Annotated in this window: 13 protein-coding genes; 4 read left to right on the forward strand and 9 right to left on the reverse strand. The window is 44.2% G+C overall.

From position 1 onward, the window contains the following. Positions 1-64: 64 nt before the first annotated feature. The 3 genes from QUB66_RS10800 to QUB66_RS10810 all read left to right on the forward strand — a co-directional run bounded on the left by QUB66_RS10800 (position 65) and on the right by QUB66_RS10810 (position 4,878). On the forward strand, positions 65-691 hold the full coding sequence (locus QUB66_RS10800) for a Uma2 family endonuclease (RefSeq protein WP_332967683.1): 627 nt from the start codon (positions 65-67) through the stop codon (positions 689-691). 610 nt (positions 692-1,301) lie between these two features. Then, positions 1,302-3,122, forward strand: coding sequence for an efflux RND transporter periplasmic adaptor subunit (locus QUB66_RS10805; protein ID WP_332967681.1), 1,821 nt, complete (start codon positions 1,302-1,304; stop codon positions 3,120-3,122). A gap of 490 nt (positions 3,123-3,612) precedes the next feature. Continuing rightward, positions 3,613-4,878, forward strand: coding sequence for an ABC transporter permease (locus QUB66_RS10810; RefSeq protein WP_332967679.1), 1,266 nt, complete (start codon positions 3,613-3,615; stop codon positions 4,876-4,878). 68 nt (positions 4,879-4,946) lie between these two features. On the opposite strand, the gene QUB66_RS10815 is transcribed toward QUB66_RS10810, so the two are convergent. From QUB66_RS10815 to ndhC, 9 genes are all read right to left on the reverse strand, one after another. Then, complete coding sequence (locus tag QUB66_RS10815; protein WP_332967678.1) at positions 4,947-5,567, reverse strand: Uma2 family endonuclease; 621 nt, start codon at positions 5,565-5,567, stop codon at positions 4,947-4,949. A 46-nt stretch (positions 5,568-5,613) separates the two neighbouring features. After that, positions 5,614-7,077 (reverse strand): class I SAM-dependent methyltransferase, encoded by a 1,464-nt coding sequence (locus QUB66_RS10820; protein WP_332967677.1) that lies wholly within the window; start codon positions 7,075-7,077, stop codon positions 5,614-5,616. Next, complete coding sequence (locus tag QUB66_RS10825; protein WP_332967676.1) at positions 7,074-7,736, reverse strand: restriction endonuclease; 663 nt, start codon at positions 7,734-7,736, stop codon at positions 7,074-7,076. The genes QUB66_RS10820 and QUB66_RS10825 overlap by 4 nt, the downstream gene beginning before the upstream one ends. A 132-nt stretch (positions 7,737-7,868) precedes the next feature. Next, a complete protein-coding gene (locus QUB66_RS10830) occupies positions 7,869-8,117 on the reverse strand; it encodes a DUF4926 domain-containing protein (protein WP_332967674.1) in 249 nt (82 codons plus the stop codon). Between the two features lie 85 nt (positions 8,118-8,202). Beyond that, complete coding sequence (locus QUB66_RS10835) at positions 8,203-8,430, reverse strand: type II toxin-antitoxin system HicB family antitoxin (RefSeq protein WP_332967673.1); 228 nt, start codon at positions 8,428-8,430, stop codon at positions 8,203-8,205. After that, entirely contained in the window at positions 8,427-8,651 is a 225-nt protein-coding gene (locus QUB66_RS10840; RefSeq protein ID WP_265233755.1) for a type II toxin-antitoxin system HicA family toxin, read from the reverse strand. The genes QUB66_RS10835 and QUB66_RS10840 overlap by 4 nt, the downstream gene beginning before the upstream one ends. Positions 8,652-8,817: 166 nt before the next feature. After that, a complete protein-coding gene (locus tag QUB66_RS10845; protein ID WP_332967672.1) occupies positions 8,818-9,321 on the reverse strand; it encodes an NAD(P)H-quinone oxidoreductase subunit J in 504 nt (167 codons plus the stop codon). Next, on the reverse strand, positions 9,314-10,039 hold the full coding sequence (ndhK, locus tag QUB66_RS10850; RefSeq protein ID WP_332967671.1) for a photosynthetic/respiratory NAD(P)H-quinone oxidoreductase subunit K: 726 nt from the start codon (positions 10,037-10,039) through the stop codon (positions 9,314-9,316). The genes QUB66_RS10845 and ndhK overlap by 8 nt, the downstream gene beginning before the upstream one ends. Next, positions 10,030-10,392, reverse strand: coding sequence for a photosynthetic/respiratory NAD(P)H-quinone oxidoreductase subunit C (gene ndhC / locus QUB66_RS10855; RefSeq protein WP_006635500.1), 363 nt, complete (start codon positions 10,390-10,392; stop codon positions 10,030-10,032). The genes ndhK and ndhC overlap by 10 nt, the downstream gene beginning before the upstream one ends. A 268-nt stretch (positions 10,393-10,660) precedes the next feature. On the opposite strand from ndhC, the gene QUB66_RS10860 reads away from it, so the two are divergent. Then, the gene (locus QUB66_RS10860) at positions 10,661-12,028 is read left to right on the forward strand and encodes a hypothetical protein (protein ID WP_265233761.1); all 1,368 of its coding nucleotides are present in this window, start codon (positions 10,661-10,663) and stop codon (positions 12,026-12,028) included. Positions 12,029-12,193: the final 165 nt, after the last annotated feature.

Genomic DNA, 12,193 nt, shown 5'->3' on the forward strand with positions numbered 1-12,193 from the left:
GCGATTTACCTATTACCTATTACCTACTGATAGACTAAAAGAATTGATTGGGCTAAGTTGAGCTATGACCATTGCGATCGACCAACCAATACAACATAAACCACTCAGCTTTGACGAGTTTATCGCCCGTTATGGTGGCGATAACTGCTATGAACTGATTGATGGAGAGGTATTCGACTTGGAACCAACAGGCCCTCACGAAGAGGTTGCAGCCTTCATTACCACAAAAATCTGTGTCCAGATAGACGCAACAGGCTTACCTTGGTTTGTGCTTCAGCGGGGACTATTGCGCCCTTCAAATATTGGTATGACAGCATTTCGACCTGATGTTGCAGTTGTCGATCGAGATGAACTTACCAAAGAACTGTTTTGGTCTGACGAGTCGATCCTGACACTGGGCAGTTCGATTAAATTTGTGGCAGAAGTTGTTAGTAGCAACTGGCAAAATGATTATTCCCGTAAGGTCGAAGACTACGCAGTTTTCGGTATTCCTGAATATTGGATTGCAGACCACGCAGGATTGGGTGGTACTCAACACATTGGGAAGCCCAAACAACCCACGCTCTCTATCTGCACTTTAGTGAATGGGGAATATCAAATTCAGCAGATTCGGGGCAATCAGACCATCGTTTCTCTAACTTTCCCAGATTTAAAACTGACTGCTGAACAAGTGTTGATGGCTGGCAGGTAACAGTTGACAGTTGACAGTTGACAGTTGACAGTTGACTTCGGAGTGCGAAGTTTTTAGGCAAGGGCTTAAATCCCCTGCCTAAAAACAATCCATCTAAAGGTGGGGCTTAAATCCCCTGTGCTTCGGTAAAATCACTATAAGCTGTTGGGCAATTAAATTGGATGTTGAAAAACAATCAAACAATGATTGGGGTGGGCGGGAGAGCCCGCTCTAAATATACGCTGATATCAGGTCGTGAGTTGATGACTCCTTTGCTTTGCCAATAAGCAACAAGTTCTGCTCCAGTTTTAGGTGGGTTGCTCAGAACTTTTCTGATCGATAAAACACGTAGGATATATTCAGATAAAGGTAGGTTTAGTCGCAAGGCTTCAGTAGATAGTTGACTTTCCAACTCCGGTAGCAACTCTAATTGAATGCTTATTTCTGCATTTCTCATCGATCGAGATTCTCAATTAATCGTAGCTGATTTCCTGATTATTAGAATATTCCTGCCACATAACGGCACAACCGAAAAAATTAAACACACTTTCATTGAACCTTTTCTGTTCCCGATCGGTCTAAATCACAGACAGACCCATCAAGATCTAATTTATATCTACTTTTTTAGAATATGTACCTTGTAAAAAACTTTCACATTAAAAAAGAGCTAACTCCCTGGCTGAGTGGGCTTCTAGCCACCGGATTGCTGGCAGGAGTAGGCTACACAGCTTACAGCCAACTCGCAGTCAAACAGCGTAGCGAAACCGCGCGCAAGGAAAAAACCGTTGCTGTAGAAAGGCTCAACCTGCCGATTACAATTTCGGCAAACGGCACAATTGTGCCCGAACGTTCCGTCAACGTCAGCCCCAAAACTTCAGGAGTGCTCAAAAGTTTGCTTGTCAACGAAGGAGATAGCGTTGAAAAAGGGGAGATTCTCGCCTACATGGACGACTCCAACCTCCAAGGCCAACTTACCCAAACTCGCGGACAACTCGCAGCCGCCGAAGCAAACTTGCAAAAATTGCTCAACGGTAATCGCAGCCAAGATATTGCTGCGGCTAAGGCAGTTTTAGCAGAACAACAAGCCAGTCTGGAAAAATTGCTCAACGGGAATCGCAGCCAAGATGTTGCTGTAGCTGAGGCGCAAGTCGCAGAACAACAGGCAAATTTACAAAAATTGCTCAATGGGAATCGAACTCAGGAGATTGTCGTCGCCGAGGCGCAATTAGCTGAACAACAGGCAAATTTACAAAAGTTGCTTGAGGGGAATCGGCCTGAAGATATCGCCCAAGCAAGTGCCAAACTCAAAGATGCCGAATACGCTAAAAATCAAGCAGAGGATGACTTTCAGAGAAATCAAGAACTCTATTCTGCTGGGGCGATTGCTTTGCAAATTGTCAACAATTCCCGCACCGCGCGCGATCGAGCCGGCACGCAAGTCAGACAAGCCGAACAAGCTGTAGCTTTGCTGAAGGCCGGTGCTCGCCCCCAAGAAATCGCAGCAGCTAGGGCTGCGGTGGAGCAGAAACGGCAAGCTTTGGCCCTAGCGCGATCGGGCGCGCGCCCCGAAGATATCGCTGCGGGGCGGGCTGCTGTGGAGCAGAAACGGCAAGCTTTGGCCCTGGTGCGATCGGGCGCGCGCCCCGAAGAAATCGCCCAAGCCCGCGCCGCAGTCGAGCAAAAACAGCAAGCTTTGGCGCTGCTAGAAGCCGGTTCTCGCCCCGAAGAAATCGCCCAAGCCCGCGCCCAAGTTCTCTCCGCTAGAGGCAGCCTGCAAAGCGTCGAAGCCCTGATCGATGACACTGTGTTGCGGGCTCCTTTTAGCGGCACTGTCACCCGCAAATACGCAGATCCGGGCGCTTTTGTGACTCCCACGACAGCGGGAAGTGCGGTTTCTTCGGCGACTTCTTCTTCGATTTTGTCCTTAGCTTCAAAAAATCAATTAATCGCCAACGTAGCAGAAACTAATATTGCTCAGATTCAGATCGGCCAAGCTGCGTCTATTCAAGCCGATGCTTTTGCAGGAAAAACTTTTGCAGGTAAAATCACTCAAATTTCGCCTCAGTCGATCGTCCAGCAAAATGTGACAAGTTTTGAGGTAAAAGCCGCAATTATTAATGATGACAAACAAATGCTGCGTTCTGGGATGAATGTAAATGTCGAGTTTAAAGCAGGCGAACTCAAAAATGTTTTGGTAGTCCCCACAGCAGCAATTGTCCGTCAACAAAGGGCAACAGGGGTATTTGTTCCCGGTGGAGAAGATGGCAAACCTGCTTTTATGCCGATTAAAACAGGTATGACAGTGGATGACAAGACAGAAGTGCGATCGGGTTTAAAAGGAGATGAAAAAGTGCTGATTAGTGTACCCTCCGGATTGCGGCCTAGATCCCAAACTCCATCATCGGGTGGAATTCCAGGTTTGCAACCAGGTGGCGGAACCCGCTTGCGTTAGTTGTCAGTTGACTGTTGTCAGTAGTCAGTGGTTGACAATTACCAATGCCCTATGCCCTATGCCCTATGCCCTATGCCCAATCAATAATAACATGAAATTAAAGACTCCCCCAGCCATCAACAAAATCTCAAACATTCAAATCGCATTCATGGCAACATAAGCGCTGTGGAATAATAAATTGCATACCAATTAATTATCGATCTCCCTCTTCTCTCCCTCTGCGCTTTCTGCGCTCTCTGCGGTTAAAAAAAATCTTAATCCCCACCAACTAGACATTACCAATCCCCAACCACCCAATGAAACTAAAGACTCCCCCAGCCATCAACAAAATCTCAAACATTCAAATCGCATTCATGGCAACAGAAGCGCTGTGGAATAATAAATTGCGTACCAATTAATTATCGATCTCCCTCTGCGCTCTCTGCGCTCTCTGCGGTTAAAAAAAATCTTAATCCCCACCAACTAGACATTACCAATACCCAACCACCTAATGAAACTAAAGACTCCCCCAGCCATCAACAAAATCTCCAACGTTCAAATCGCATTCATGGCGACAGAAGCGCTGTGGAATAATAAATTGCGTACCAGTTTAACCATGCTGGGCGTAATAATTGGGATATCTTCAGTAATTGCCATTACTTCAGTAGGACAAGGAGTCCAAAAATCAACAGAAGAACAGTTAAAATCTTTAGGTACAAATGTGCTGTTGGTGTTATCCGGTGCTTCTCGAACGGGCGGTGTCAGTCAGGGAAGCGGTTCTGCTACTACCCTGACTTGGGATGACGCTAGGGCGATCGGCAAACAAGCTCCCGCAGTCAAAGCAATTACCGCTTATTTGCAGCGCCAAGTCCAAGTCGTTTACGGCGGACAAAATTCATTTACTGCGATTTTGGGAACAGATTTAAACTATCCAGATGTGAAGAACATTCAACCCCAACAAGGGCGGTTTTTTACTGAGGATGAATTGAATGCTGCTGAGCCAGTAGTCGTCCTCGGTTCTAAGGTGCGGGACGAACTTTTTGGAGTCGGAGCTAATGCGCTATCCTCCGATATTCGCATTCAGGGAAACCGCTACAAGGTCATTGGAGTGATGGAATCCAAGGGGTCTGTAGGGGGAACCGATCAGGACGATCGAGTGTATATTCCCCTCAAAAATATGTCTTCGCGGATTGTGGGGAGAAATTCTTTGGCCGGGATTGCGATTTCGGGTTTTTGGTTGGAAACTGCCGGCGAAGCGGATTTAGCGGACGCTCAATTTCAAGTTGAAAATATCCTGCGCTTGCGCCACAATATTTATCCGCCGCAAGCGGATGATTTTCGAGTTGTCAATCAAACTGAGATCGTTAATGCTTTCAGCAATGTGATAGGTTTATTTACGGTGATGGTGGGAGCGATCGCCGGAATTTCTTTGGTAGTTGGCGGCATCGGTATTGCTAATATTATGTTGGTGTCTGTTGTGGAGCGCACGAAGGAAATCGGGATTCGCAAAGCGGTAGGCGCTACTAATGCAGCAATTCTGATTCAATTTATGGCGGAATCTATTTTAGTGTCCACAGTGGGGGGAACGGCGGGCATTGGGTTGGGAATTGCGATCGCCTTTGGGGCCTCGACAGCGTTCAAATTTCCGTTTGTGGTTTCTGTCTGGTCGATATCTGCCGGTTTTGGGCTATCTTTTACCGTCGGGCTATTAGCAGGAGTATTGCCGGCCCGGAATGCGGCTCGCTTAGATCCGATCGCAGCTTTACGCAATGATTAAGTGTAAGCAATATAAGCTATTGTGGGGTGGGCATCCTGCCCGCCCGAAAGCCTAAATTGTAATTTAGCTTATACTGCACCAGCTTGAAAAATCTGGTTTGCTGTGAGGTTCAAATCGGGGAAGGTTTGCGATACAATGCGATCGTTCTCTCGAAACTTGAAGATTTGATATTCACCATCAACCAAGTTACAGACAGAAATTGTCGGTTGTTTGGGATTACCAATAAAATTGCGTCCGCCCAACGCAGCATAATCCACAATCCAATATTCAGGAATACCCATCTCCTCATAATCGGCATATTTCCAATAATAATCATCGCGCCAATTGGTTGACACAACCTCAATCGCCAAAGGTATCGATGCACCCAAACTGAGGATAGACTGTTTTTGCCATAAAGTTTCGTTCACCAGATTTGCGCGATTCAGCACCAACACATCAGGGAAATAACCAGAATCTTTTTCAGGAGGCCTAACTATCACTTGGTTTGGGATACTGTATGGCAACCCCAGCCGTTTGGTTTCAAAGGAAACTTCGATTGTAAGAAAGCCTTTAACTTCCTCGTGTTCGCCTACTGGTTGTGCCATCTCAACAATATCTCCATTATGCAGTTCGTAGCGTACCGCCGAATTTTCGGGCAGCGACTCCACAAATTCCTCGAAGTTTACGAGCTTAGGTAAAGCTTGAGTCATAGGTTTTCAGAATTACCGATAATATAAATTATATCTCTATCTGCGTTTATCTGCGTGCCTCTGGGGTGACAAATTCCGAATCTGCCAGCCTTGCTAGATTCAGACAATTTAAAATGCTGGATTTGATCGGGCGCTTTTCATCCCAAAACACCATTGATGAATAAAAGCTAATTGCAGCAGGTGAATTCAAAAGCTCAAAAGTTTTACGTGCGATTCCTTCGTCTTCAAAGCTGAGAAAATAAACAGTATCATCAAAAATTACAGGTTTATCAGCAATTGCACCGATTAATCTGAAATCCAATTTTTTATAAAGTCCGCAAATGGCTATTTTCCACAATTTGAAACTATAATCGCCAACTCCAAAAACAGAAAAGCGAGGATTATGTTGATAAATCTTGCTTTTGCGATTGTCTAGATATTGTGCGTATTTTTCGAGATAGCGCCCAGTTTTAGGAGCTATCTGGCTTATAGATTCGGTTGACTCGCCAATAAATTTTTGAGTTACTAAAATATAGCGATTTGTGGCATTAATCCGATTTTGAGCGACATCCGAGCCTTTAAGTAGCGGAAATAGATAAGTTTCCTCAAGTTCGACAGTTGCCCCAAATCCATTGACAAAAAGATTATCAATTTTACGAAACTCCATCACATTCGAGCAGTCATGCTTTACGCCCGATCGCCATTTCGTACCTGACTTGACAGCATATAAATTACTCAACTTGTTGAAAGAATCTATATCTTTAATTAGAAGATTATTTTGATAGCCTATGCGGTGGGAGTCTGAACTTTCTAAACTGCTAAATACATCGCAGAAGTAGTTCTGCGAGCTTGAGTCAAACTGGCAGACTAACAGACAGGCATCCACATTTGCATCAAAATATTTTTTAGCATCTATTTTGTAAGTTGCACAGCTAGCGAGATTAAGTTTTTTTGAATGAATGTAGTTCAATAACTTTCGAGCAACGGAAGTTTTGCAAAGCATTGCCAGAGTTGCGTCACGATTTTGCAACCAATGAATTGCTTTAATTAGCATCCATTCTGAGATGTCAAAATTACTTTTACCTGTGAGTGCATCTAAGCCAGCGTGATTTTGAAAATTACTTTTTTTAGGCAAATTTTCACTACCAATAGTTCCTTGGCGTGAGTTTGTCACCCAAGGAAAGTTACCAAGTACCAACACCTGATGATTAAATTGCTTTATTAATGATGTCCAGTCAAACTCAAAAAAATCTCCGTGCTTAACCTCACATCTCTGATCCTGTAACAATTGATCTTGGGCTCGTAATTCTGTTAAGTAAATTTGATTGATTTCAACGCCGATAATCTTGCTGGCGGATGGAAAGGAATTTGCAGCAGCTTGAATGAAATTACCTATACCGCAAGTTGGCTCAATGATGATTTTGGGGTTAATATCAAGTTCTATCAATTTTCTACACACCATTTCAGCTAATTCTGGGGGTGTTTGAAAATCTCCGTATTCTAGTTTTGTTTTGCGAACTGTGGAAATCATGAGTTAAATCTATACACTGCGATAACGCCGTCTTGTTGTCCGGCACGCTCAATTACTCTGCCATATTGAAGTCGCCATTGTAACGCATTAGAAATGGTTAAAAAACCCTGTAGTGGCGGATTTGTCATTATTTCGCTTGCATTTTTATCTGCCTCAATTTCGTCAACTGGTAGATTTTTGTCAAGCAAAAAAGCCAGCAAATCATCTTTGTTGCCTTCGTTATCTAAAATATTGTGAATCCCACGGGTCATTTGAAAATCTGCTGTTCTTTCGGCACTTACGTAAATTGTATGCAGAATATTCAGCGTTGCAGTTCGATTTGTACTGTTGTCTGTCTTTTCGTAAACAAAGATAATCAGTGAATATCCCAGCCCAAAAATCTTTTGTCTTGCAGATTTAAAAGGGCATGAGGATTGTGGTTGTCTAACGCTTGTTACCTTGACATCCACAAGTAGCCCGGGAAAATCGATGCCGCTTGCTGAATTTCCTTCTAAAAATTCATATTGCAGCTTGAGATACAGTTTGAACTTTTGTTCTAAATATGTCCCAATAGCCTTTCCGTCTGTGACTCCGTAAAGCAGAGGTTCTGGATGTTGAGACTCGGCGGCTGAAAATATTGCTGCCTCAGAACAAAGAATTTCTACGGTCAGAATCGTCATTTTGATGAACCACCAGATTATTTAATTTGCTGAACCATTAAACGGTATCATTAAAGATTGCAGGTTTATTAGCTATTTCACTTATCAACCTGAAATCCAATTTTTAATAAAATCTGCAAGTTGTTGTGTCGCTTATGCTGTAACCATTTCGGGTTTGAAATCGGGTGATGCTTGCTCAAAGTACAACACCATGATTTGCTCTGGATGTAGCCCGACAGACTCATAAGTACGTCCGTTGCGATCGCTAAATTCAACCTCAAACGCTGCACCATCAGCCAACAGTTCAACCACAGTCCCAACTTGTCCGCGCCACAGGTTGTATTCAGGAATGTCAACTGTCAATGCAACGACATCTAGTAATTTAATTGTATTCTTTGCCACTCTTATTACCTCCACGCACTACAAAGAATAGCAGGTTGTTAATCTCGGAATCTCCGAACCATGCTCAATGACTTCAAATCTATGCTCAAGCAAACAGCAAGTTTTGTACTAAAGTTTTAGGTGCTGGGAGAGATTTACCATCTGCCTGATATTCTTCAACTAAAAGCTCTAATACCTCCACTGCATTCTGCAAAGCTTCTTCGTAGGTATCTCCGTGAGTGTGGAACTGCTGAGATGGAAAATCAGGTAAGTGAACTAGGTAGCAGTTATCTTCATTTGACCATTGAATAACAATTATATAAGGTAATTTCATGATTCAGACTCCTCTTCTTCAATTGCTTTCAATATTCCAATTTTTCGATTAACTTCTCTCTCTAAATACAGTTTCGCATCATCGCCATCTTTTCCAGCAATGGTAATTGGTTCATTAGGTAGTAAAGGATGAACCCATCTTGTATGACTGCCTTTTGCCGAACGATAAGTAAACCCAGCTTTTAGCAACAGGCTTTTGAGTTCTCTAATCTTTTTGGGCATAAGCAGACATTAAAAATATGACAAGGTGATGGGTACACTTTCATCATATCCCAAAAAATTTTGATCGACATTTCAAAAAAAAACGCACAAAAAAAATGTACCCACTCCTCAAAGAAGTGGGTGCAAAATAACCAACTGTATTTTGAGCTAAAAACTCAAAACTCTATTAATAAGCGTCTTGCAATTCGTAGAAATCAGGGGAAATGTAATCTTTCCGCAGCGGCCAGCCTACCCAATCTTCGTTCATCAAAATCCGTTTCAGATTCGGATGTCCTTCGTAGACAATGCCGTACATATCGTAGGATTCCCGCTCTTGGAAATCTGCTGCTTTCCAAATCCAGTACACTGATGGTACTCTCGGATCTTCGCGGGGGATAAATACTTTGACGCGGACTTCTTCGGGATGGGAAGCATTATCTGTCAGCTTAGCCAAGTGGTAGACGCTGACTAAATCTTCTCCAGGGCCTTGGTCGTAGGCGCACTGGTACTGCATATAATTGAACCCGTAGGCGTACAGCGCTGTTGACATCGGAATTAGGAATTCTCGATCGACCTTTAATATCTCAACGCCCAAATTATCGGCCGCCAAAGCTTCGTGATCGAAGCCATTCTGAGTCAACCACTGAGAAACCTTCCCAGCTTCAACAATCGAAGTTTCTGTCTCAGCCACGTTGTACCTCCTGTTTTTGTCCTGCAAGCAGGGCGGGCGGTACGGGCATTCCCATTGCTTCCGTCAATTCCTTCGGTGGGGCTATCCGGCCGGGAATTGACAAATACTTGCCGTCCAAAATGTCATCTACTACTTTCATTTTGTGGGGTCTGGTGTAGTAGCGGTGGGTGGGTAGCAAGTTGCCACGTTCCTGCATCGAATCGTTGGCGATTTTTTTCCGCAGTTTGATAATTGCGTCAATAATCGCTTCTGGACGGGGAGGACAACCGGGGATGTACACGTCTACGGGAATCAGTTTGTCAACGCCTCTGACTGCTGTGGGCGAGTCTACGCTGAACATTCCGCCGGTGATGGTGCAAGCGCCCATCGCGATCACGTATTTGGGTTCAGGCATTTGTTCGTACAGCCGCACCAAGATGGGGGCGTACTTCATGGTAATTGTACCGGCGGTGATTAACAAGTCGGCTTGCCGGGGGCTCGATCGCGGTACTAGACCAAATCTGTCGAAGTCGAAGCGCGATCCAATTAAAGCTGCAAATTCGATGAAGCAGCAAGCCGTACCGTAAAGCAGTGGCCACAGACTCGAAAGTCTCGCCCAGTTATAGATGTCATCAACCGTAGTTAGGATGACGTTCTCGGATAATTCGGATGTGACTTGCGGACGCTCTGCCGGATTGACAATTAGCGATTTTTGTGATGTGTCTGAACTTAAGACCATTCTAAGGCTCCTTTGCGCCATGCATATACAAGAGCAATAACGAGGATCGTGATGAAAAACAAGGCTTCGATGAAAGCCAAGAGTCCTAGCTGGTTGAAAGCTACCGCCCAAGGATAGAGGAAGACGGTCTCTACGTCGAAGATGACGAAGACTAGGGCGAACATATAATATCGGATGTTGAACTGAATCCAGGCTCCGCCGATCGGCTCGACGCCAGATTCGTAGGTAGTACGTCGGTCGTAGGGACGACTTTTGGGCCGTAGTACCTTAGACGCCGTGAGGGCGAGGATAGGCACTAGGCTCGAAATTAACAGGAAGCCTAAGAAATACTCGTAGCCGCTAAGTGCAAACACGGTGAATGATTACTGCCTCTGTGAAAGGGTTTGTAACTCGATCTTTACATTATATAGATTTTGCGTAGCTAGAATTACGAATTGGTTGAGATTAATCGTCCATCTTCTGCAATATTTTTTAATCTTGATAGCATAACCCGGCTGGTCACGCTATAACCTTTGTTCACGCTATGCGTATGTTGTAATATTCCACAAAACCAGTAAGCTGTGATAGTAGGTTGCTAGGAGGTGAAAAGCTTACTACACCGTACCTTGACAAATAAATACTATGTACGCAAAAAACAGCAACAGCACCGCTGACACCGTGAAAGTACAGGCTGATAGAGAATCTCTCAGACTACAGTTCAGCACTCGGTACAACCCCATTTTTGGTGGGAAGCGCAAGTATCAACCGTTAGGGATGAAGGATACACCTGAGAATCGTCAACGGGCAGAAGCGATCGCCTTTCGGATCGAAAACGATTTGCTACACCCCGACTGGGATCAGTTGTTTGACCCTACGTTTGCCAAGTACGGACTAAAAGCACAGTACGCAGCTTTACAGTTAGCAGCGCCTATCCCAGAGGCGGAAGCCGAGTTGACGGTGGGTGCAATGTGGGAGGACTACTTAGAGTGGAAGCGCCCGCAATTGCAAGCAACTACCTTTCTAAAGCAACACGCAGGAATTTTTACCAACACAATTAAAGGTTTGGTTTGGGATTCAATCGAAAGAAAGCTTTTAGATACGGGTAAAGGGATAGCTGACAAGGTTCTATTGGATGTAAATGCCGATATGGTGACATCGCTCAACATCACTGATAATTACTCAAAACGAACGCTAGCCGCCTTATCAGAAGCCTTTACCAGACTACAGTATCAAGGCAAAACTCAGCTAACAAAAAACCCGTTTATTCTCGAAAACAAAGTTGAAAATACAACGGATATCTACCAACCAATTATCAATGCGGACGGTACAGAGCGAGAATGGTGGGATATACCCGACAATGAATCAGACGCCGAAGAGCGCGATCGACGTGCCTTTACAAAAGAGGAACGTGACACGATCATTGATGCTTTTTACAAGCATAAAAACGCATCACCACGTCAAATGGCTCCCTTAGTCGAATTCCGTTTTCTAACAGGTTGTCGTAGTGGTGAGGCGTTTGCTTTGCGTTGGCGTGATTGCTTCCGAGGTGAAGAGAAAAACAATATCGTTTTTAGTCGCAGTTATGACGGGCAATCTAAGGTAACAAAGAAGACGAAAACAGGTGATATACGCATCTTTAAAATGTACCCTAAACTAAGGGAACTTTTGTTAAGAATCAAGCCCGAAAACGCACAGCCTAACGATTTAGTATTTACTAAGTTAAATGGCAAGGGCTGGGATACTGGTAATGCTTACACCCTATGGACAGAAAGTGTAAACACCAGAGGGGATATTAGGTATAAATACCCCGGCATTGTATCTCAGTTAGTTAGTGATGGCTTAATCAGCGGGTATCTGCCTTTTTATAGCTGCCGTCATACGTTCATAAGCCTACAGGCACACGCAGGTACTGACTTATTCTTGCTGGCTACAGCGTGCGGCAATAGTGTAGAGGTTATCCAGAAACACTATTTAGGGGTTAACCCTGATGTAAGTTTTGCAGGCATCTAACCCTACCCAGTACAACCTACTTACTACCCGCCCTAGCCCGGCGGGGTTTTTTGTGCCTATTTTCTGATTTACTCACTACCCACCCTACCCTATTCCCTCTATTTTCACTCTCTCGTTACATTCTCATTTATTGTTTTTATTGACAAATAAGAACACTATATTTAG

Origin of the sequence: Microcoleus sp. A2-C3 (assembly GCF_036706065.1) — a bacterium.
Taxonomy (GTDB): domain Bacteria; phylum Cyanobacteriota; class Cyanobacteriia; order Cyanobacteriales; family Microcoleaceae; genus Microcoleus.

Coding starts and splice junctions, on each gene's coding strand:
- QUB66_RS10840 (WP_265233755.1), bottom strand. CDS start 8,651: ATGCCCAAAAAGATTAGAGAACTCAAAAGCCTGTTGCTAAAAGCTGGG.
- QUB66_RS10805 (WP_332967681.1), top strand. CDS start 1,302: ATGTACCTTGTAAAAAACTTTCACATTAAAAAAGAGCTAACTCCCTGG.
- QUB66_RS10860 (WP_265233761.1), top strand. CDS start 10,661: ATGTACGCAAAAAACAGCAACAGCACCGCTGACACCGTGAAAGTACAG.
- ndhK (WP_332967671.1), bottom strand. CDS start 10,039: ATGGTCTTAAGTTCAGACACATCACAAAAATCGCTAATTGTCAATCCG.
- QUB66_RS10815 (WP_332967678.1), bottom strand. CDS start 5,567: ATGACTCAAGCTTTACCTAAGCTCGTAAACTTCGAGGAATTTGTGGAG.
- QUB66_RS10835 (WP_332967673.1), bottom strand. CDS start 8,430: ATGAAATTACCTTATATAATTGTTATTCAATGGTCAAATGAAGATAAC.
- QUB66_RS10810 (WP_332967679.1), top strand. CDS start 3,613: ATGAAACTAAAGACTCCCCCAGCCATCAACAAAATCTCCAACGTTCAA.
- QUB66_RS10800 (WP_332967683.1), top strand. CDS start 65: ATGACCATTGCGATCGACCAACCAATACAACATAAACCACTCAGCTTT.
- QUB66_RS10825 (WP_332967676.1), bottom strand. CDS start 7,736: ATGACGATTCTGACCGTAGAAATTCTTTGTTCTGAGGCAGCAATATTT.
- QUB66_RS10820 (WP_332967677.1), bottom strand. CDS start 7,077: ATGATTTCCACAGTTCGCAAAACAAAACTAGAATACGGAGATTTTCAA.